This is a genomic window from Sphingomonas yunnanensis (assembly GCF_019898765.1).
Taxonomy (GTDB): domain Bacteria; phylum Pseudomonadota; class Alphaproteobacteria; order Sphingomonadales; family Sphingomonadaceae; genus Sphingomonas; species Sphingomonas yunnanensis.
The window spans coordinates 377469-397817 of record NZ_JAIOKB010000003.1 but is presented as its reverse complement, the minus strand read 5'-3'; the positions used below and the strand labels follow the sequence as shown (position 1 = coordinate 397817).

Annotated in this window: 17 protein-coding genes; 11 read left to right on the top strand and 6 right to left on the bottom strand. The window is 72.7% G+C overall.

Annotated features, from left to right (window positions below):
- Positions 1 to 256: 256 nt before the first annotated feature.
- Entirely contained in the window at positions 257 to 1015 is a 759-nt protein-coding gene (locus tag K7957_RS11425) for a hypothetical protein (protein WP_223012106.1), read from the bottom strand.
- Between the two features lie 144 nt (positions 1016 to 1159).
- Here K7957_RS11425 and K7957_RS11420 point away from each other — a divergent pair, with 144 nt between their 5' ends.
- The 8 genes from K7957_RS11420 to K7957_RS11385 all read left to right on the top strand — a co-directional run bounded on the left by K7957_RS11420 (position 1160) and on the right by K7957_RS11385 (position 8802).
- The gene (locus K7957_RS11420; protein WP_343228384.1) at positions 1160 to 1885 is read left to right on the top strand and encodes a DUF4129 domain-containing protein; all 726 of its coding nucleotides are present in this window, start codon (positions 1160 to 1162) and stop codon (positions 1883 to 1885) included.
- A complete protein-coding gene (locus K7957_RS11415; RefSeq protein WP_223012105.1) occupies positions 1873 to 3099 on the top strand; it encodes a hypothetical protein in 1227 nt (408 codons plus the stop codon). Before K7957_RS11420 ends, K7957_RS11415 begins: the two co-directional genes overlap by 13 nt.
- The gene (locus K7957_RS11410) at positions 3096 to 4052 is read left to right on the top strand and encodes an AAA family ATPase (RefSeq protein ID WP_223012104.1); all 957 of its coding nucleotides are present in this window, start codon (positions 3096 to 3098) and stop codon (positions 4050 to 4052) included. The genes K7957_RS11415 and K7957_RS11410 overlap by 4 nt, the downstream gene beginning before the upstream one ends.
- The gene (locus tag K7957_RS11405; RefSeq protein WP_223012103.1) at positions 4049 to 5353 is read left to right on the top strand and encodes a DUF58 domain-containing protein; all 1305 of its coding nucleotides are present in this window, start codon (positions 4049 to 4051) and stop codon (positions 5351 to 5353) included. The genes K7957_RS11410 and K7957_RS11405 overlap by 4 nt, the downstream gene beginning before the upstream one ends.
- Positions 5350 to 6360: a stage II sporulation protein M gene (locus K7957_RS11400; RefSeq protein ID WP_223012102.1), complete on the top strand. Its 1011-nt coding sequence runs from the start codon at positions 5350 to 5352 to the stop codon at positions 6358 to 6360. Before K7957_RS11405 ends, K7957_RS11400 begins: the two co-directional genes overlap by 4 nt.
- Positions 6347 to 7195 carry an RDD family protein gene (locus K7957_RS11395; RefSeq protein WP_223012101.1) on the top strand — a complete coding sequence of 283 codons (849 nt, stop codon included), beginning with the start codon at positions 6347 to 6349 and terminating at the stop codon, positions 7193 to 7195. The genes K7957_RS11400 and K7957_RS11395 overlap by 14 nt, the downstream gene beginning before the upstream one ends.
- Positions 7196 to 7314: 119 nt before the next feature.
- Complete coding sequence (locus K7957_RS11390) at positions 7315 to 7761, top strand: DMT family transporter (protein WP_223012100.1); 447 nt, start codon at positions 7315 to 7317, stop codon at positions 7759 to 7761.
- A 78-nt stretch (positions 7762 to 7839) separates the two neighbouring features.
- Positions 7840 to 8802: a hypothetical protein gene (locus K7957_RS11385; RefSeq protein WP_223012099.1), complete on the top strand. Its 963-nt coding sequence runs from the start codon at positions 7840 to 7842 to the stop codon at positions 8800 to 8802.
- Between the two features lie 64 nt (positions 8803 to 8866).
- On the opposite strand, the gene K7957_RS11380 is transcribed toward K7957_RS11385, so the two are convergent.
- From K7957_RS11380 to K7957_RS11365, 4 genes are read right to left on the bottom strand one after another with little or no spacing between them, the layout of a single operon-like run.
- Positions 8867 to 9559 (bottom strand): fimbrial biogenesis chaperone, encoded by a 693-nt coding sequence (locus tag K7957_RS11380; protein WP_223012098.1) that lies wholly within the window; start codon positions 9557 to 9559, stop codon positions 8867 to 8869.
- Positions 9547 to 12033 (bottom strand): TcfC E-set like domain-containing protein, encoded by a 2487-nt coding sequence (locus K7957_RS11375; RefSeq protein WP_223012097.1) that lies wholly within the window; start codon positions 12031 to 12033, stop codon positions 9547 to 9549. The genes K7957_RS11380 and K7957_RS11375 overlap by 13 nt, the downstream gene beginning before the upstream one ends.
- Before the next feature lies 1 nt (position 12034).
- Entirely contained in the window at positions 12035 to 12499 is a 465-nt protein-coding gene (locus K7957_RS11370) for a hypothetical protein (RefSeq protein WP_223012096.1), read from the bottom strand.
- Between the two features lie 29 nt (positions 12500 to 12528).
- Positions 12529 to 13104, bottom strand: a complete 576-nt coding sequence (locus tag K7957_RS11365; RefSeq protein ID WP_223012095.1) for a hypothetical protein — start codon at positions 13102 to 13104, stop codon at positions 12529 to 12531.
- 232 nt (positions 13105 to 13336) lie between these two features.
- Between K7957_RS11365 and K7957_RS11360 the strand changes: the two genes are divergently transcribed.
- Positions 13337 to 13597, top strand: a complete 261-nt coding sequence (locus K7957_RS11360) for a hypothetical protein (RefSeq protein ID WP_223012094.1) — start codon at positions 13337 to 13339, stop codon at positions 13595 to 13597.
- A gap of 60 nt (positions 13598 to 13657) precedes the next feature.
- On the opposite strand, the gene K7957_RS11355 is transcribed toward K7957_RS11360, so the two are convergent.
- Positions 13658 to 18070 carry a YadA-like family protein gene (locus tag K7957_RS11355; protein WP_223012093.1) on the bottom strand — a complete coding sequence of 1471 codons (4413 nt, stop codon included), beginning with the start codon at positions 18068 to 18070 and terminating at the stop codon, positions 13658 to 13660.
- Positions 18071 to 18522: 452 nt separating this feature from the next.
- Here K7957_RS11355 and K7957_RS11350 point away from each other — a divergent pair, with 452 nt between their 5' ends.
- Entirely contained in the window at positions 18523 to 19104 is a 582-nt protein-coding gene (locus K7957_RS11350) for a pseudouridine synthase (RefSeq protein ID WP_223012092.1), read from the top strand.
- A gap of 199 nt (positions 19105 to 19303) precedes the next feature.
- Positions 19304 to 20134 carry a 23S rRNA (adenine(2030)-N(6))-methyltransferase RlmJ gene (locus K7957_RS11345; RefSeq protein ID WP_223012264.1) on the top strand — a complete coding sequence of 277 codons (831 nt, stop codon included), beginning with the start codon at positions 19304 to 19306 and terminating at the stop codon, positions 20132 to 20134.
- Positions 20135 to 20349: the final 215 nt, after the last annotated feature.

Below are 20349 nucleotides of genomic sequence, written 5' to 3'. Positions count from 1 at the left end.
GAGCGCGCGGCAGGCTCGCCGCGCAGGCGAGCGGCACCAGCGGCAGCGCGGCGGACAGCCCGCGCTCCCAGCCGGCGTCAGCCATCGGGTCGCTGACAGACCCGACCAGCGGCGCCAGCGCGGGGTGCCCCGCGCGCCGGTCCCGAGCAGCACCGGCCGCCCGTCATAGGCCTCGCTCAGCGCCCCGCCGGCGGCGAAGCGATCATCGTGCCGAGCGCGCCGCGCGATCGCTGTCGTCGACGCCCGATGCCGACGATCAGGCGAAGATGTCGGCGAGACGGTCCCCGGCCGGACCGTCCTTGGCATCGCGCAACTCGACGTACAGCGCCGCCTGGATCGCACACCAGATCGGTAGCCCGACCGTGTTCAGCGCGGCCGAGAAGATCACGCCGCCGACCGACGCGCCTGTGTCCACCGCGGACAGGCCGAACACGGTCGTGCGTACCAGGCCGAGTACGGCGTAGCAGAGCAGATAGAAGATGCCGACGAGCAGGAAGAGGCCGAAGATCCGCCAACGCGAACCGCTGGTCAGGGCGCGGCTCCGTCCGAAGGCGGTGATCGGGCCCGCCCGCTCGGCGACGACCACCACCGTCGCGAGCGACCACATCGTCGCCACGATCACGCCGGGGACCAGGAGGGCGAACCAGCCGAGCAGGACGGCGAGCCCGTAGAGCAGCGAGGTCGCGAGCAGCGGCAGCGCCGTCTTCGCGGCGACCTCGACCAGCGCGCGCAGCGGCTCGGCGCGGTCGTCGAGTCGGTCCACCGCGGCGCGCATCATGAGCGCCTGCGCCGCGAGATACAGCACGAACCAGCCGAGGCCGAACGCGATCGAGAGCGCCACCCCCGCCTCGCCCGCGCCGAGCACCATCAGCTGGAACATGGCGGCGGGCAGTGCGGCGAGGAGGAAGCCGATCCCGAAGAACAGCGCCGGTGCCGAACGCACCGCCTGCCCCGCGCGCGACAACACTGTTCCGAGGCGCAACGACGCCGAACGCTCACCGATGACGGTCGCCATATACTCCCTCTTTCGCCCGGATCATCACCGCGATCATGACGACGCAAGTCCGGCGCGAAGTCTAGCCAGAATCGTGGTGAATGCTGATTACTCCACGTCACTCTTCTTATAAGCACAGTCGGCAGGCACCGATTTGGGGGACGGGTGAGCACAGCGACGATCAGGGACGGAGGCGCCGCGCGCGAGCTCGCGTCGGCGCGCTTCGCCGAGGCGCATCGCGCCCTGGTCGCGGATCCCTCGGTGCAGTTCCAGCTGACGCGCCCGCCACCGCCCGTCCCGACGCCGGCATGGCTGCGCACGCTCGGCGAGTGGATCGAGGCCGCGCTGCGCCCGATCGCGCGCGCCTTTCGCTGGCTCGGCCGATGGCTGCCCGACCTGCCCGATCTGCCCTACGCCAAGATCCTGCTGTGGAGCGCGATCGCGCTGCTGCTCGCGGGCGTGGCCTGGGCCGTCGTGGAGCGGGTGCGCTACGGCGTGTGGCGCTGGCCGCGTTGGCGCCGCCGTCGTGCCGGTGATCCCACGGCGGCGGAGGAGCCGCCGCTGTTCGAGCCGGCACCGGTGCGCGCCTGGCTGCGCGAGGCCGACGCCCTCGCCGCGGCGGGTCGCTTCGCCGAGGCGGTCCACTTGCTGCTGGTCCGCTCGGTCGAGGACCTCGCACGTCGACGCCCGGCGATGGTCCAGCCGGCGCTGACCGCGCGCGAACTCGCCGCCGCCCCCGGACTGCCGCCGCCTGCGCGCGAGCGCTTCGCCGCGATCGCGCGGCTGGTGGAGCGCAGCCTGTTCGGCGGACGCCCGGTCGACGCCGCGGGATGGGAGATGGCGCGCGCCGATTATGCCGCCTTCGCGCTGCCCACGGCATGGCGCGCGTGAGCGACGCAGCGCCGACGCCGCGACTGTTCGCGCCGACCACGGTGGCGGTCCTGCTCGCGCTCGGCATCGCCGGCTTCGTCGCGACGCTGCTGCTCAGCGCCTATGCGCCCGACTGGCGCGGACGCGGCGACGGTGGCGCGCACGCGCTGTCGGGCGGCGTCACCGGCTATAGCGCGCTCGTCCGCCTCGCCGAGGCGACCGGGCGTCGCCCGCGGATCGTGCGCGACCCGCATCGCTTCGACACCGAGGATCTGCTCGTCGCCACGCCGGAGACCGGTGCCGCACCGATCGACCCGGTACTGGCGCCCCGCGCATCGCTGCCCACCCTGTTCGTGCTGCCCAAATGGTCGACACGCGCCGACGCCAAACATCCCGGCTGGGTTCATGTCACGGGCCTGAAGGACCGCCTGGAAGCCTATGGCGTGTTCGTGCCGGAGACCCGGTTCGCGATCGTCCAGCGCCCCAGCTTCGGCCGGCCGCTGCGCGCGGTCGTGCCCGAGCTCGCCGGGCTGCGTCTCGCCGCCCCCCGCCCGCTCCAGGCGATCCGCGCGCCGGCGCGCTCGCCCGCCTACGGGGTGCTCGAGCCCGTCATCGTCGACGAGCGCGGCGCGATCGTGCTCGGCCGTTTCACCGACCGGCCGCTCTACGTCCTCGCCGATCCCGACCTGCTCGACAATCGCGGGATGCACGATCCGCGCACCGCCGCGGCGGCGCTGGCGCTGCTCGACTGGATGAACTCGAACGCGGCGCAGGGAATCGCCTTCGACGTCACGCTCAATGGCCTGGCGGCGGGGGCGAACCCGCTCAAGCTGGTGTTCGAGCCGCCGTTCCTCGCGCTGACGCTGACGCTCGCGGTCGCCTTGCTGCTCGCCGCACTGGGGACGGTCACGCGCTTCGGCAGCCCGCGCGAGCGCCCGCGCGCGCTCGCGCTCGGCAAGGCCGCGCTGGTCGACAACACCGCCGCGCTGGTGCGCAGGGCCGGGCGCGAGGCGCGACTGGGGCAGCGCTACGTCGACGTGGTGCGCGAGGCGGCGGCGCGCGCCTTCGCCGCGCCCGCACGGCTTCGCGGCGCCGCGCTCGACGCCTATCTCGACGGGCTCGATCGACACGCGCGCTTCACCGCGCTGGCGAGCACCCTCGCCGCGGCCACGGGTGCCGCTGAGATGACGCGCGCGGCGCGCGCACTGCACGACTGGATGGGGGAACGAGAGTGACGATCGAGGAAGTGGCGGCGCTGGCGGCGGCGATCCGGCGCGAGGTAGCGCGGGCGGTGGTCGGCCAGTCCGACACGGTGGAGACGATCCTGGTGGCGCTGTTCGCCGGCGGCCACGTCCTGCTCGAGGGTCCGCCGGGTACGGCCAAGACGCTGATCGCGCACAGCTTCGCCCGTGCCACCGGGCTGGCGTTCGGGCGCATCCAATTTACCCCCGACCTGATGCCGGGCGATATTATCGGCGCCAACCTGTTCAATTTCCAGACGTCGAGCTTCACGCTCACGCGCGGGCCGATCTTCACCGACCTGCTGCTCGCCGACGAGATCAACCGCACGCCGCCCAAGACGCAGGCCGCGCTGCTCGAGGCGATGCAGGAACGCACCGTCACGATCGACGGCGACAGCCTGCCGCTCGGGCCGCGCTTCACCGTGATCGCGACGCAGAACCCGATCGAGCAGCAGGGCGTCTATCCCCTGCCCGAGGCGCAGCTCGACCGCTTCCTGTTCAAGCAGCTGGTCGGCTATCCCAGTGCCGAGGAGGAGCGCCGCATCATCGCGACTCATGGCGCGCGCGACGGCGCGATGGTCCCGGAGACCTGGGGCGTCACGACCTGCGCCGACGCCGCGGTGATCGGCGCCGCCGTCGACGCGGTCGCGCGCGTGCGGCTGGTCGACGAGGTGACCGACTATATCGCCGCGCTGGTGCGCGCCACGCGTGACCATGCCGACCTGCAGGGCGGCGCCTCGCCGCGCGCCGGCGCGATGCTGGCGGGCGCCGCGCGCGCGCGCGCGGCGATCGACGCGCGCGATTTCGTCATCCCAGACGACGTCAAGGCGCTCGCCCCCGCGCTGCTGCGCCATCGCCTGCAGCTGTCGCCCGCGGCCGAGATCGAGGGGCAGCAGGTGGAGGACGTGGTCGCCGGCATCGTCGCGGCGATCGAGGCACCGCGGTGATCTATCCGACCCGCGCGGCCGCGCTGGCGGCGGCGGCGGGCGCGCCGCTCGCGCTGGTGGTCGCGGTGGCGCTACCCGCGCGCTGGTATGTCGCGCTCGCCTGGCCCGCCGCGGTGCTGCTGCTGGTGATCGCCGACGCGTGGCTCGGCGCGCATCGCGCCAGCGCCGCGCTCACGCTGCCCGATAGCGCGCCGGTCGGCGCCGAGGTCGCGCTCGCCGTGGCGGTGACCGCGGATCCGCGGGTCCGCGGCGCCGAGGTGGCGCTCGCGGCCGACCCGCTGCTCACGCTGGCGGACGATGGCCGCTGCGCCGTCGCGCTCGTCGACGGGCACGGCAGCGCGACGATCACGGTCACGCCGCGGCGTCGCGGCACCGCGCGCCCTGCGACCTTGTGGCTGCGCTGGCACGGTCCGCTCGGGCTCGCGTGGCACCAGCGCGCGCGACCGCTCGCCGCCGCACTGCCGATCCTGCCCGACATCCGCCCGGTGCGGCAGCGCGGCGCCGAACTGCTGCGGCGGCTCGCCTTCGACGGCATGCTGGCGCAGCAGGACCGCGGCGACGGCAGCGAGTTCGAGGCGCTGGTCGAGTTCCAGCCCGGGATGGATCGGCGCGCGATCGACTGGAAACAATCGGCGCGCCACACCCGGCTCCACGCCAAGGATTACCGGCCCGAGCGTAACAGCCAGATCGTCTTCGCGCTCGACACCGCGCGGCAGATGAGCGAGCCGGTCGCGCGCGTGCCGCGGATCGACCGCGCGGTGACGGCGGCACTGCTGGCGGCCTGGGTCGCGCTCAAGCTCGGCGATCGCGTCGCGATCGAGGCGTTCGACGAGCGGCCGCGGCTGTCGACCGGCTTCGTCGGCGGTGCGCGCGCGTTCGCCACCTTGCAGCACCGCGTCGCCGCGCTCGACTATAGCCTGGCGGAGAGCAACTACACCTTCGCGCTATCCGATCTCGCCGGGCGGCTGACGCGCCGCTCGACCGTGGTGCTGTTCACCGAAGTGACCGACCTGGTCGCCGCCGAGGCGCTGGTGCGCGCCGCGGCGCGTCTGGTGCAGCGCCACCTGCTGCTGCTCGTCGTGCTGCGCGACGCCGAGCTGGAGGCGATCATCGCGCGCGCGCCCGAACGCCCCGCCGACATCACCCGCGCGGTCACCGCCGCGGCGCTGCTGCGCGACCGGCTGCTGGTGCTCACGCGGCTGCGTCACCTCGGCGCGCACGTGGTCGAGGCCGCGCACGATCAGGTCGGCGAGCGGCTCGTCGCGACCTACGCCGAGCTCAAGCGGCGGCACCTGCTGTGAGCGCGCGTCCCGCCTCCGCCGCCGCCGCTGGTAGCCGCTTCCGTGCCGCGCACGAGGCCGACTGGGCGCGGCTCGACGCGCTGCTCGCGCGCGCCGAGCGACATTCGGTGCGCGCGCTCGACGACGACGAGCTGCTCGCGCTGCCGCTGCTGTATCGCGTCGCGCTGTCGTCGCTCGCCGCCGCGCGCGCGACCTCGCTCGATCGCGCGCTCATCGGCTATCTCGAGCAGCTCTGCACGCGCGCCTATTTCCAGCTGTACGGCCCGGCCGAGCCCGCCCTGGCGCAGCTGCTGCGCTTCTTCCGCCATGACTGGCCCGCCGCGGTCCGCGCGCAGTGGCGCGAGACGCTGGCCGCGCTCGCGCTCACGGTCGCGGGCATCCTCGCGGGTTATCTGCTGGTGCGCGGCGAGGCGAGCTGGTTCTACGGCCTCGTGCCCGACGGCATGGCGGGCGGCCGCGAGCCGGGCGCCAGCGCCGCCACGCTGCGCGCGACGCTTCACCCGAAGGGCGCGCGGGACATGCTCGCGGTCTTCGCCGCCTTCCTCTTCACGCACAACGCGCAGATCGCGATCTTCTCGTTCGCGCTCGGGATCGCGTTCGGCGTACCCACCGCGCTGCTGATCGCCTATAACGGCCTGTCGCTCGGCGCGATGATCGCGGTGTTCGCCGGCCGCGACGTCGGCGTGGAATTCGCGCAATGGCTCGCGATCCACGGCACCACCGAGTTGTTCGCGGTGGTCCTCGCGGGGGCGGCAGGCTTCCGCATCGGCGCGGCCTTCGCCTTTCCCGGACGCCAGGAGAGGGCCGACGCCGCGCTCGACGCGGGGCGCGGTGGGGCGGTGGTGGTGATGGGCACGGTGATCATGCTCGCCGCCGCCGGGCTGCTCGAAGGGATCGGGCGGCAGACCGTCGACGGCGGCCTCGCGCGCGCCGCCATCGGCGCGGTGATGCTCGTGGCGTGGCTGGCCTATTTCTATCTACCGCGGGGCCGCGATGGCGCGCGCTGACGGCCGGAGCCTGCGGCGTCGCCTCGTCACGCCCGAGGGGGTCGACCTCGGCGTCGAGCTCGGCGGCGCCGGCGCGCGCGCCGCGGCCTATTGCCTGGACCTGCTGGCGATGCTGCTCACGCTCGCGCTCCTGAGTGCGGCGATCGGCTATCTCACGCGGGGGTCACGCTCGGCCGAGATCATCGCGGTGCTGTGGCTGCTCGGTGCCTTCGTGCTGCGCAACGGCTGGTTCATCCTCTTCGAGCTGGGCGTGCGCGGTGCCACGCCCGGCAAGCGCGCGCTCGGCCTACGTGTGATCGCGCGCGACGGCGTGCGGCTGACCGGCAGCGCGATCGTCGCGCGCAACGCGGTGCGCGAGGTGGAGGTGTTCCTGCCGCTCACCTTCCTGATCATGCAGGCCGGCGCGCAGCGGGCGGACGCCTGGCTGGCGATCGCGGCGCTCGGCTGGTCCGCGATCTTCCTGCTCTTCCCGCTGTTCAACCGCGACCGGCTGCGCATGGGCGACCTGCTCGCGGGCACCTGGGTGGTGCGCGATGAGCGGCGGCCGCTCGGCAGCGACCTCGCCGCCGCGCCGGCCGGGCGGCGCTTCACCGAGGCGGCGCTCGACCTGTACGGCGAATATGAGCTGCACGCGCTGGAGGAGGTGCTTCGCACCGGCCAGGCGGCTCGGCTCGCCGTGGCGGCGAGCACGATCCGCGGCAAGGCCGGCCTCCCCGACGACGACGACGACGCGGGCTTCCTCACCGACTATTACGCCGCGCTCTGCGCGCGGCTGGAGCGCCGCCGCGTGCTGGGCCGCGGCGTGGCGGACAAGTGGCAGCGGGGCGCCCGGTGAGGTATGCGACACGCGCACCTGCGTTGCCAATCCAAATTAATTTCTCGGCTCCGGACATCTGATGTGGTCTGCAAGGTTGGAGCCGCGGCAAGTGGCGCTGACTCGCAGAGGATGACCCGATGAATGCTGCCTGGGCTTTCCCTTTTATCTTCGTCGCTGGCATGCTGCAGGCCGCCGGAGCGGCGATGGGAGGCGAGTTGAACAAGTCGCTCGGCAATCCCTGGCTCGCCACCTCGGTCTCGTTCATGCTGGTGCTGTTCACCACCGCGGCCTTGTTCGTGTGCATGCCCCGGCCGCTACCCACGGTGGGGGATCTCGCTGCCATGCCGTGGTGGGCCCCGCTCGGCGGCATCGTCGGTGCCGTCGCGGTGTTCGCCGGCTTCACCTTCATCCAGAAGCTGGGGGCCGGTCCCGTCAACGGCGTGACGATCACCGCCAACATCCTCGCCAGTCTCGCGATCGACCATTTCGGCCTGCTGCGGATGGAGCAGCATGCGATGAATCCGATGCGCTTCCTGGGCGCGGCGCTGATGATCGGCGGCGTCGCGCTGATCTCGCGCTTCTGACCGGCCAACCGTCGTGTCAGTCATGCGTCGCGGTCGCGCGGTGCGCCGGCCGGTCCGCCCACGGTGAGGACGGAGGACGTGCGCGGCGGCACCAATCGCGCCGGGGTCCCCGCGGCGGCCTTCGCGATGCCCGCCGGTCTCGCGATGCGTTACGACCTGCCGTGCGACGGTCTGCGCGAGCTGGTGAGCGGCTATGCCACCTACGCGGCACAGAGCCGGGCGGAGATGATCAACTGGTTCCTTCCCGCACCGCCGATGATCTGCGTGCTGGTGGACGCGGGAAGCGTGGACATCACGGTGCGGAACCACCGATCCCGCGCCGACCGGGTCAGCCTGTACGGACCGACGAGCTGCGCCTTTCGCGCCGCGACGCACGGCGGCATCCAGGTCGGCATCGGCCTGACGGCGCTCGGCTGGATCCGCCTGACGGCGAGCTCCGCGCAAGGCTTCCACAATCGCGTGTTGCCGCTGGAGCAACTGCTCGGCGACGCGCCCGCCGCAGCGCTGCGCGACATGCTCGATGCGCTGGACCAGGAGGAGGCGATCGCGCCGGCATTGGACGCGATCCTCACGCCGCTGTTCGCGCGCGAGCATCGGTATGACGACATCGTCCGGCGCTTCACGGAGCTGATGCTGGTGGACGGCGTCATCGAGATCGCCGACGCGGCGGAGCGGTTGGTGCTCCCCGGCGACGCGCTCCGGCGCGTCGCCGCGCAGGCCTTCGGCATGGCGCCCAAATTGCTGCTGCGGCGCGCACGCTTCCTGCGCTCGTTCATCAGCCTGCTGCGCTCGCGCCGGCCGATGGCCTATGAGCTGATCGACAGCAGCTATTATGACGCATCGCACTTCCTGCGCGACTCACACTTATTCCTCGGCACGACGCCGCGGCGCTTCATGGCGCAGGGCACCAGCTTCCTCACCGCCAGCCTGGTCGCGCGCAGCGCCGCGATCGGCGCGCCCGCACACGGCCTTCACGCCTCGACCCCGCCCGCGCGCGAGCGGCGTCCCGGCGCCATGTGGCAGGACCTCGACGGCGCGTAGGGGAAGTTGCGTCCCGCCGGCTCTGCCCTCTCACGCGGCGCGCTGCGGCCTGCCCCGCGATCGGTCAATAACCCTCCTCGTGACTCGTCGCGCCGACCGCGACCTGGTAGCTCACCTTGCCGGGGCCCGGCAGCGTCTGCGACCATGTCGCCCCGGCGTAGAGGCGCCGCGACGGCAGCGCGCGGCAACTCGCCGGCGTCGCGTCGGCGCAGAGCTTGCCGTCGTACAACTCGGTGTTGGTGTTGCCCTCGTTGCGCAGCAGCAGCGTCTCGCCGACGCGCGTTCCGCTCACGCGGCCGGCCGGGGCGGCGGGGCGCTGGATCACGAGCACGTCGTAGCCGATCAGCAGCTTGAGCGCGGTCACCGCGGCCGAGACCGGGCCCGCCACCGGCTTGACGGTGACGCGGTAGACGCGGTCGGTCGCGGCGCGCGGGCGGATCGCGGCGATGCGGATCGCCTTGCGCTCGCCCGGCTGGAGGATCAGCCGCTGCGGCGACACCAGCAGGCCGCCCGCCTCGGGGTCGACGATCGCGGTCCGGCGCTCCTCGGGCGTGCCCGGCGCGCTGATCTCGAACGGCGCCACCGCCACATAGGCGACCTCCTTGCCGTCGTTGGCTACCTCGATGTCCTGCGCCAGATCGCTGGCGGCGGCGAAGTCGACCACCACCTGGCTCAGCACGATATTGGCGTGCGCGGGCGGGGCGACCGCGACCGCGGCGAGCGATACGGTAGCGAGGCGGGCGATCAGGGATGGCATGTGACGTCTCCGAGGCGGGTGTAGGTCGTGGCGGGGACCGCGGCGGCCAGACGCGCGGTGCAGGCGAGGCCGGCGCCGGTGCGCGCGGTAAGCCTTGCGCCGGCCCCTGCCTGGATCTGGAAGTAACCGTTTGAATCGGTCGCGCCGATCGAGTCCTCGGCGCTGAGATCGGCGTCCGCGATCGGCGCGCCGGCACGGTCGACCAGCCGGCCGAACATCGCGCGGACCGAGCGCACCTCCCAGTCGAGCGCGGCCACGCTGCCGGGGAAGACGTCGATCGTGCGCGCGCGCGTGTCGAACGCGATCAGGTCGGTGGCAATCGCGCGCAGCCGTACCTTGTAGCGGCGGTAGGGCTGCACCGCGAGCGTGAGCCTTTGGCCGCCGTGCAGCGTCCCGCGCACCGCGTCGTCGACCAGCAGCTCGAACCTCGCTTGCGGGTCGCCGCCGACCGTCACCGCTATCAGGCTGTCGTTCTGCCCCTCGGCACCGAGGCCGAGGCCGCGCCGAGTTACAGCGAACGAGGTTTGCCCGGTGAGGCCATATTGCAGCGCGCTGCCCATCGCGCCGGTGCGTCCGGTGAGGTTCAGCGCGGCGAGGCCGAGCGCGCTGCGGTGCTCGCCGCTGAGCTGGACGATCGTGCCCGCCGCACCGCGCTGCACCAGCGCGCCGGCATCGACCGCGCCGCCGAGCGCGTCGTCGCGGTGCAGCGAGGCGGCGGTCTCGAGCGCGGGCGCGAGGCCGCGCGCGTCGCCGCTCGCTCCCCGTTGTACCCCCAGCGCGGTGCTGAGCGCCGCGCGCTGCCCGAGCAGCTGGAGCTGGATCCCGAACGCCACCGCGGCGCCGCGCTGCGTGCGCGCATATTGGCCGGTGAGCGAGAGCTGGAGCCGGTCGCGCTGCAGCACCGACCAGCGCGCGCTGGGGCCGACCGAGTAGCTCGCCCGGCGCGCGGCGGTCCGGAACAGATAGCCCGTCAGCCCCAGCTGCGCGCGCGGCAGCGAGTAGGACAGGCTGCCCAGCATCTGCGTGTAGCTCGATCCGGCGCGCTCGTCGCGCGCGCGCGTCAGCGGCGCGATGTCGCGCGCGGCGTCGTCCGCCGCGATCAGCGGGGTGCCGTCGGCGCTGCGCACGTGCCGGACATCCAGGCTGTAGCTGAGCGCGCTGCCGCCGCTCGAGCTCAGCTGCGCCGCCACGCCACGGTCGCCGCGGCGCGCGCCGAGCAGCGCGACCCGCGCCTGCGCCGTCGCGGTGAACAGCGCGAGCCCGCCCTCCACCACCGCATTGTCGCGCGTCACCATCGCTGCCGCGTCCCAGGCGAGGTGCGTGCCGATACGGCCGCGCGCCCTGCCGGTGGCGATCGCGATCCGCTCGCCGTCGCGGTCCTCCCGGTCGCGGGTGAGCACACCGACTTGGGCGTCGAACACGATACGACCCGCGGGGGCGAGCGCGGCGCTCTTGGTGAAGAAACGCTGCTCTACGCGCGTCGCGCCGCCCGCTTCCTGGATGCGCAGCTCGATCGGATAAGAGCCGTCGGCGAGGCCGCTGGTGTCGAGCGCCTGGTTGCCGCTCTCATAGCTCTGCGAGCTGACCAGCCGGCCCTGGACGTAGACGTCGACGCGCGCGCGCTGCGGCAGGAAGACCACCAGCGGCGTGCCGCTGAGAGCGACGCGGTCGGCGCGCGTGTCGAACTGGGTGGCCACGCCGACGCCGAGGATGCGCCGCCGTCCGACCAGGTCCGGCCCGGGCGCGTAGAACAGCCCGCCGCGCAGCCGCAGGTCGCGGCGGTCGACCTCGGCGGCGAGCGTGTCGAGCCGGCCGCCGTCCCACGAGGAGAGCGAGGTGTCGGACAGCAGGTGCACCGCGCCGCGCCCCGCCACCAGCCGGTTGCGGATCGCATAGCTCGCATTGAGCCCGCCGCCGCCGGCGATCGCCACGCCGATCGTGTCGACCGCGGAGGGCGCGGTGTCGGCATCCTCGAGGTAGCGCGCCTCCTCGCCGCGCACCGCCAGCAGCCGCGGGTCGAGCGCGAGCGTCAGCCGGAAGGCAGCGCGATCGTAGGAGGCCGCCACGCGCGCGCGCGCCGCGGCCACGCAGCCCGACGTGTCGTCGCAGCGCGGGTGCGCGCCGACCGCGAGCGGCGACGTCAGCGCCGCGGCGACGAGGGCGCGGTCGAGCAGGTCGGGGATCGCGGCGGCGACCGCGGCCGGGTCGAGCAGGCGCACCTCGGCGAGGCCGACCTCGGCGGCATATTGGCCGATCCGCCGGTCCGCGACATAAACGTCCACCACGATCCGCTGGGTCGCCGCCAGCGCGGCGAACTCGGCCGGCATCGCCGCGGTGACCTGCGGCGGCGCCGCGTCGGCGGCCTGCGCGGCGCGCCCGGCCAGCACGGCGCAGAGCAGCGCGAGCAGCAGCGCGCCGCCGCGCCGCAGCGCCTGCGCGCCCAGCCGGACGCGTCGATCCGCGCGCGCGCGCATGTCAGTTGGCCGAGAGGATCACGGTCAGCGTCCCTCTGAAGTTTCCCGCGGTGGCGATGCTGAGACTGGGGGCGCGCAGGATCACGATCAGGCTAGTGTTGGTGGCCTGGAGCACGGGGCAGCTCAGCAGCATGGTCTGTCCGGCGAGCGGGACGTTGGCGGTGAGGCCGGTGCCCGAACTCTGCCCCGCCGCGGTGTTCCACTGCACCTCATAGGGGAGCGTCGCGGCGCCGTTGGCCAGCGTGAAGGCGCCGCCCGCGCCCGAGCCCGACGCGGTGACGGTGTAGCGGCCGCCCGTGAGACCGCTGAAGGCGCAGATCGACTGGCTGCGGACGAGGTCGGCGCCGAAGCCGGTGATCGTGCCGAAGGCGACGTCGCTGAGCCCGTTGACCTGAACGCTCTGCGCCGTGGCGGGCGTCGCCGCGGCGGCGAGCGCCACGGCCGCCGCCGCCGCGAGACGCCGCATCGCCGACATCGCTGGCCCCGCGCCGCCGGTTACTGCGGCGTGACGAGCAGCGTCAGCGAGCCAGTGTAGCTCGTCGCCGAGGTCATGCCCTGCAGGTTGGCGGCGGCGATCGAGACGATCAGGCTCGACGTGGTCGCCGCCCCGGTGCTGCAGGTCGGGTTGGCCGCGGTGCTCGTCATGCCCGCCAGCGCGGTGCCGGCGGTGAGCGCGGTGCCGCTGGTCTGTCCGCCGCTGCCGCTCCACTGCACCGAATAGGGCACGCTGAGGCCGCCGTTGGCGAGCGTGAAGGCGCCGCTGGTACCGCTGCCGGTGGCGGTGATGCTATAGCCCTTGGTGGCGGTGTTGCTCCACACGCAATTGTTCTGCGCAGCGGTCGCCGCGCTGGCGGGATCGACGTTGGTGAAGGCGACATCGCTGAGCCCGGTGATCTGCGCGCGGTTGGCGACGCTGGCGGTGATCGTCACCGAGCCGGTCGAGGTCGCGCCCAGGCTCCCCTGCGTCGAGGCCCCCGCCGGCGCGGCGCCCGCACCCGCGGCGAACAGCGCGAGGGCGGTGAAGATCCGGCCCCGGGCCGATCGACCAAGCGCCGTAACAACGTAAGTCATGACGATATTCCCCCCGAAGATACGCGCGGTGGCGAAAGAAAAGGTCGAGGAACTGGGTAGATGAACACCCTTAACAAGCCGGAAGGGTCACGCGGCGCTTAGACCAAGGTCGAAGGATCACGGTCGCTTTTTCGCCGGCGCGGCGTTGTCGCGCCAGCCGCGCGTTCCGACTTGCGGTCGCGGCGCGCGGTCACCATGCTGCGGCGCGGACCAACGGGACGAGGACCTGATCGTGGCGGTAGCCGATGTTCACAAGATCGCGGGCGCGATCGAGGCGGTGATGCACCAGGCCGACACCGCCTATATCGGCGTGGTCGCCCTGTTGCAGACGCTGCACAACCGCGGCGCGCTGACGCAGGACGAGATCAAGGCGATCGCGGACGCGATGGTCGCCTCGGTCCCGATCGACCGCCATCACGCCTTCGCCCAGTCGTTCGCCGGCATGCTGCCCGGCTACCGGTCGCCCAAGGCGGGCGCGATCGCGCAGGACTGACGGGCGGGTGCCGGTCGGCCCCCGCCCCGCCGATCCCCGGCGCCGTGCCGCCGCGGCGGCTCAGAACTGATAGCCGATCCCGACGTTGGCGCCGACGCGCTTGCGGCTGTTGTAGGTGGCGCCGAGCTTCACGATCGTGTGACCGTCCTCCATGATCCGCGACACGCCCATCGCCACCGCCGACTGGCCCTGGAACGTGCCGGCGCCGAGCGAGAACATGCTTTTGCCCTCCTCATAGGGCTGCGGCATGCCCGCCATCGCCAGCGCGCCGGCGACCCCCGCGCTCACGTCGCGGCTGACGCGGCCGAGGTCGAAGGAGAGCGCGGCGACGCGCTGGTCGGTGTAGCTGTTGGCGGCGTCGACCGCGGCGCCCATCGCGCCGTTGAGCTGGGCGAGGTTGACCGCGTCGCCGTCCGACGTGCCGGGCGCGAGATTGTGCAGCGCCACCGCCTTGTCGCCGCCGAGCGTGACCGAGTCGCCGCCGTCGCCGTCATAGCGGATCGAGCGGCTGCTGGCGGCGAGCGCCGCCTCCGTCTTGGTCTCAACCGAGCTGACCCGTGTCTCGACCGCGGCGACCCGCGCGGTGGTCGCGGTCCCCTGCGCCGGCGTCGCGGCGCCGTCGGTGGAGGTCGCGGGCGGCAGCGAGGTTTCGGCACCACTCGGCGGGGTACCGATGCCGGGTGCCGACCCGGTGCCGGTTCCGCTGCCCGTGCCAGTGCCAGTGCCCGTGCCAGTGCCAGTGCCAGTGCTCGCGTTCGCGGCCGTGCTTCCGCCGCCCACGCGCGCGTTGATCGCCTGGAGCGCGTCACCGACGCTCGAGTAGGTCACGCCGTTGAGCGTGTAGCTCGGCGCCGCGAGCGCCCCGCTCGCCGCGTCGTAGCTCGCGCCACCACCGAAGCCCGCGACGACGGCCGCGCCCAGCGTGCCCGACACGCCGCGCAGCTGCGACACGTTGACCGCGTCGGTGGCCGCCGCTCCCGCCGCCACGCCGGTGATCTGGCGATTGCCGGTCGGCGAGTAACCGTTGGTGCCGGGGTTGAGGTAGGCGATGTTGCGCGCGATCGCGACCTCGCCGAGCGATTCCTGCGCGCCGGTCACGCCGAAGGCACTGTAGCCGCTGACCGCGCCGCGGGTGGTCTGCGACGCCGAGCCGAGCGCGACGCTGCCCTCCTTGTCGGCGATTGCACCCGAGCCGAGCGCGCTCGTCGCGAAACCGTTCGCCACGGCCAGCGTGCCGACCGCGGTCGAGCCGAAGCCCGCGGCCTGCGCCACCGTGCCGACCGCGGTCGAGTAGGAGTCGCGCGCCTCGGCGCCATAGCCGAAGGCGGCGGCATAGGTCGCGGTGGCCGCGGCCATGTTGCCGATCGCGACCGCGCGCGTCCCCTTGGCGCTGGCGGTGTTGCCGATCGCGAGCGTGTCCGCCGCGTCGGTGACGACGTTGGCGCCGATGGCGAGCGCGCCGTCCCCGGTCGCGCTGTTGTTGGTGCCGATCGCGATCGCGCCGCTGCCCGAGGCGACGTTGGTGAAACCGAGCGCGGCGGCGCCCAGGCCGCTCGCGCGGTTGGCCGAGCCGATCGCGGTGCTGCCGTCGCCGTTCGCGACGTTGACGTTGCCGAGCGCGATCGCGCCGGTGCCGGTGGCGTTATTGTCCTTGCCAAGCGCGGTCGCGCCCGCGCCGGTGGCATAGTTCGGGTCGCCGATCGCCACCGCGCCGTCGCCCGAGGCGACGTTGCCGAGACCGATCGATACCGCCTTGCCATCCATCGCCTTGGCGCCGTCGCCGATCGCGACCGAGCTGACTCCGCCCGCGACGGCGTTGCGCCCGACCGCGATCGCCGCTTCGCCCGACGAGGTCGAGGCCGGCCCGATCGCGGTCGAGTCGAAGCCCTCGGCGGCGCTGTCGACCATCGTCGAGTTGGCGCGGAAATATTTGGTGCCGATGGGGTCAGTGCCGCCGGTGCCACCGCCGGAACCGGCGGCGGGTGCCGCGCCCAGCGAGGTCTCGATCGCGCCGAACACCGACTGGACCGAGCCGTAGGACTGGCCCTTGAAGGTGAAATTGCCCGAGAAGCCGCCCGCGGGATCGTAGCGGAAGCCGCTCCCCAGCGCGCTCGCCACGGCGTTGCCCATTGAGGAGAGTTGGTTGCCGTTGACCGCGTCGAACGACCCCGCCGCGACCAGGCCGTCGGCGACGCCGTGCAGACGGACCGGGCCGCTGCCCGCACCGACCAGCGTGAGGTCCTGCGAGACGCGGCCGCCGTTGGGCATGGTCGGGCTCGCCGCATCGGCGTAGCGCACCGGCCCGCGCGCGCCAGTGTCGAGCGCGCTGCCGAGCAGGCCGAGGTCTTGCGTCAGCCCGCCCAGGCGCGAGTCGAGCGAGCCGATCAGCCCGGCCTGGAGCGCGGCGACGTTGGTCAGCGTGCCGACATTCTGGTTGGTGTCGAACAGCTGGCCCGCCGTGGCGGCGTCGCTCGAGCCGGCCGCGAGCGTCCCGGCGGCCACGTTGCGCAGTGCGACCGGCACGCCCGCCGTCCCGAGAGTCGCGGTGCCACGGCCCGCGTCGTCGTAGCGCAGTGCGAGGTCACTCAGACCCTGGTAGCGCTGCGCCAAGGCGAACAGCTGGCCGCCGTTGACCGCGTCGGTCGAGCCGCTCGACAGCTGCGCCTCCGCGACATTGTGGAGCGCCACCGGCGCCGGATCGCGGCCGACCAATGCCAGGCTCTGCGTGACGGTGCCGCCGTTCGGCACGGACGGGGCGGCCGGGTCCGAGTAGCGCACCGGGCCGATCGCGCCGCGCGCGGTGTCGTCGCGCAGCGTCGCGATCGCGCTGGCGTTGGTGCCCAGCAGCACGCCCTGCGCGGTCACGGTCGTGCCGAGCGCGGCGAGGCCGGCGCGCGCGGTGGCGAGATCGCTCGCCTGGCCGGTGACGTCGCCGCGCAGCGCGGTGACCGCGGCGTTGGTGTCGGCGAGCTGCCCGCCGTTGATTGCCTCCGTCGAGCCCGGCGCGACGCTGCCCGGCGCCACGTTGGCGAGCACCACCGGCGCCGCGGTGGCGCCGCCGAGCGTGATGCGCGCGCGCGTCGCGTCGTCATATCGCACCGCCGCGGCGGCGAGGCCGCTGACCTGCTCGCCGACGTCGTAGAGCTGGCCGCCGTTGACCGCGTCGGTCGACCCCGCCGCGACCTCGCCGGCCGCGACATTGTGGACCCGCACCGGGCCGGGCTGGCCGCCGAACACCGCGACGTCGTTGGTCGCGGTGGTGGTGGCCACCGTCGGCGCGCCGGGCGTCACATATTGCACCGGGCTGCTGTTGCCGCTCACGCTCATGTTGCGCAGCGACAGGATCGCGTCGGCGTTGGCGGTGATCCGCGCGTCCTGGTCGCCGAGCAGCGTGCCCTGCGCCGCGACCGCGGTGCCGAGCGTGCCCAGCGTCCCGGCCTGCGCGGTCACTAGGCCCTGGAGGCTGGCGATATTCGCGGCGGCGGTGGCGAGGTCGCTGCCCTGCTGGGTAAGTGTCGCGCCCTGCGTGCCGACGGTGGCGCCGAGCGTGCCGAGCTGCGCGGTGTGGGCAGTGATCCGCAGCTCATGGTCGGACACCTGGGTCTGCAGGTCGGTGACGTCGCTGCCGGTGGCGCCGAGCGTGACGCGCAGTGCCGCGACATCGGCGACATTGGCGCCGACGCTGGCCTGGAGCGCGCCGATATCGGTCGACTGGCGCGCGATCTGGGTGCCCGCCGTGAGGACGTCGGCCGCGAGCGTGCCGACGGTGCCCTGCAACGCCTGCACGATCTGCCCCTGCCCCGCGACGCTGTTGGTGAGCGCGGTCACGCCGTCGCCCAGCGTCGCGAGCGCGCCCAGGTTGGCGCTGACCTGCGCGCCCTGCCGGTTGACCGTGGTCGACAGCGTCGCGACGTCGGCGACGTTGCCCGCGACGGTCGCCTGGAGCCCCTGGAGCGCGGTCGTCTGGCTGGCGACGGTCGTGCCGAGCGTGCCCAGTCCCGCGTTCACCGTGCCGAGCAGGCTGGTGTTGGCGCTGACCTGCGCGCCCTGCTGGTTGACCGTGGTCGACAGCGTGGCAAGCCCCGAGACGTTGCCGGCGACGCTGGTCTGCAGGCTCTGGAGTGTCGTTCCCTGCGCCGCCACGGTCGAGCCGAGCGTGCCAAGCCCCGAGCTGACCGTGTTGAGCAGGCTGGTGTTGGCGGTGAGCTGCGTCTGCTGCTGGTTGACCGAGGCGGTCACCGTGGCGAGGTTGCTGGTGTTCGCGGTGGTCGCGGCCTGCATCGTCTGCACCGTCGCGGCCTGGTTGGTGACCGTCGTGGCGAGCGTGTTGACGCTGGTGTTGAGCGTGTTGGCGAGGTTGGTGGTCGCGGTGAGCTGGGTGCCCTGCGCGGTGACGGTGGTGGTCAGCGCGTTCAGGCTGTCGTTGAGCCCCGACAGCGTCAGGATCTGGGCGGACGATGACGTCGGCTGCAAGGCGACCGCCCCGGCAAGTAGCGTCAGGCAGGTGGACTGACGCAACCGGAAACGAACCGAGCGACCTGCGGCGCGGATAAGAACAGACATCTCGAACCCCGTCTGAGCGATGGAGACGGGATCGCGTTCGCTGGTTAACAAGAACGAACGTGACAGGTTGACAGCGATAAACTTAAACTGAAGTCGTAGGCTCTTCGCGTGAAAGCAGGACGGGGTACGCCCAGGCTTCCACGTCGCCCGCGATTGCAAGCGGATCGACAAGGGCTGAGACGGGCGGCGTGCCGGGCCGGACCGCTCTCGCGCCGCCGACGTAGCGGGCACCCAAGCTCGGCGCGGTGAACCACCACGAACATCGGGAGACTGGCCGAACGCCTGTCGTTGGACGGGTGAGCGCCAAATCCTAGGCGGCCTCCCGAGGAGACATAGAAGCGACGGAACGATATGGGCGCACCATGGCCCGGCTGCTGCTGTTCAACAAACCTTTCGGGGTCCTGTCGCAATTCACCGACCGCGGGTCACCGACGGCGCGGTCGACCTTGTCGGACTTCATCGACCTCAAGGGCGTTTATCCCGCGGGCAGGCTCGATCGGGACAGCGAGGGGCTGCTGCTATTATGCGACGACGGGCGGTTGCAGGCACGGATCGCCGATCCGCGCTACAAGATGCGCAAGACCTATCTCGTGCAGGTCGAGGGCGATCCCGGGGAGGCCGAACTGGAGCGCCTGCGACGGGGCGTCCTTCTCAAGGATGGTCTGACGCTGCCGGCCGATGTCGCGCGGATCGACGCGCCCGACCTATGGCCCCGCGACCCGCCGATCCGGCGGCGCGCGACGATCCCGGACAGCTGGCTGCGCATCACTATCCGCGAGGGGCGCAACCGGCAGGTGCGCCGGATGACGGCGGCGGTCGGGCTGCCTACACTGAGGCTGGTCCGCTGGTCGATCGGCGACTGGTCGGTCGCCGGGATCGTGCCGGGCCGCTTCGCGATCGCCAGCGACCCGTCCGCGATCGCCGGCGGGCCGCATGAACGATGAAGCAGCCGCGCGGATCGATAGGAGGCGGACGACCGGAACGCGGATCACGGCACCTGCCGCCGATGCCCGCGCGACGCGGACGTCGATGTGGGACCTCACGCGAGGAGAGTGGCGCCTCGCTCAATCTTCTACACCGTCGCGACCAGCTTCGCCGCCCGGCAGCTTTTTTAACGACACACCAGCAGAGTTCCGAACGGCAATGAACTATCGCCATTCTTTCCATGCCGGCAACAGCGCCGATGTCGTGAAGCACAGCCTGCTGATCGCCCTTGTCCAGGCCCTGCAGCAGAAAGAGGGCGGGTTGACGCTGATCGACACGCATGCCGGCTGCGGGCTCTACGACCTGGTTGGCGAACAGGCGCGACGCACCGGCGAGGCAACACAAGGCGTGCTGCGGGTCTTCACGGGCTCCGATCCGTTGCTGGACGACTATCGCGCCGCCGTACTGGCGGTGAATATCGGGGGAGAGCCGCGCCTTTACCCGGGCTCGCCGCTGGTTCTGGCAGAGCGCCTGCGTCCGCAGGACGCGCTGATCCTCAACGAGAAGCATCCCGAGGACGCCGCCGCCCTGCGCCGCGCGATGCGCGGCACGTCCGCGGCCGTGCACGAGCGCGACGCGTACGAGCTCTGGCTGGCGCTGCTGCCGACCCGCACCGCTCGCGGCGTCGTCTTGGTCGACCCGCCGTACGAGCAGACCGACGAACGCGCGCGCATCACCGCCACGTTGGCCGCGGCTCACCGCAAGTGGGCGCATGGCGTGACGGTGATCTGGTATCCGCTCAAAGACCGCGCGACGCATCAGCGGTGGAAAGCGGATCTGCGTCAGCTCGGCATACCCAAATTCCTGTCTGTCGAGCACTGGCTGTACGATGCCGACGAGCCTGGCACCTATAACGGCGCGGGGCTTTTCATCGTCAACCCGCCTTATGCCTTCACCCAGGCGCTGCCGCCGCTGCTGGCCGCCCTTCGCACCGCCTTGGCCCCAGCCGGGCATCAGGGTGCGATCACGTCCGATTGGTTGAAGGTCTGAGAGCGCCGCATCGGCCGGCCTCGTCCGTCCTGCTCGTCGCTGTCGCGGCGCGCTCGTGCGGGAGCAGCAAATCTCATCCGTCCCATCCGCGAGTGCCGGCGCGATCGCTTTCGGCCTTGCCGCTCATCCGAAAAGCGCGCTGGAGCGTTCCCGCGTCAGCGGCGCGTCAGCGCGGCGACGTCGTTGACACGCGCATCGTCCGCGTAGGGGGCCCT

Bases quoted from the DNA above. Each gene is read 5' to 3' on its own strand.
- K7957_RS11370 (WP_223012096.1), bottom strand. From the start codon at position 12,499: ATGCGGCGTCTCGCGGCGGCGGCGGCCGTGGCGCTCGCCGCCGCGGCG.
- K7957_RS11390 (WP_223012100.1), top strand. From the start codon at position 7,315: ATGAATGCTGCCTGGGCTTTCCCTTTTATCTTCGTCGCTGGCATGCTG.
- K7957_RS11415 (WP_223012105.1), top strand. From the start codon at position 1,873: ATGGCGCGCGTGAGCGACGCAGCGCCGACGCCGCGACTGTTCGCGCCG.
- K7957_RS11365 (WP_223012095.1), bottom strand. From the start codon at position 13,104: ATGACTTACGTTGTTACGGCGCTTGGTCGATCGGCCCGGGGCCGGATC.
- K7957_RS11395 (WP_223012101.1), top strand. From the start codon at position 6,347: ATGGCGCGCGCTGACGGCCGGAGCCTGCGGCGTCGCCTCGTCACGCCC.
- K7957_RS11375 (WP_223012097.1), bottom strand. From the start codon at position 12,033: ATGCGCGCGCGCGCGGATCGACGCGTCCGGCTGGGCGCGCAGGCGCTG.
- K7957_RS11425 (WP_223012106.1), bottom strand. From the start codon at position 1,015: ATGGCGACCGTCATCGGTGAGCGTTCGGCGTCGTTGCGCCTCGGAACA.
- K7957_RS11345 (WP_223012264.1), top strand. From the start codon at position 19,304: ATGAACTATCGCCATTCTTTCCATGCCGGCAACAGCGCCGATGTCGTG.
- K7957_RS11350 (WP_223012092.1), top strand. From the start codon at position 18,523: ATGGCCCGGCTGCTGCTGTTCAACAAACCTTTCGGGGTCCTGTCGCAA.
- K7957_RS11380 (WP_223012098.1), bottom strand. From the start codon at position 9,559: ATGCCATCCCTGATCGCCCGCCTCGCTACCGTATCGCTCGCCGCGGTC.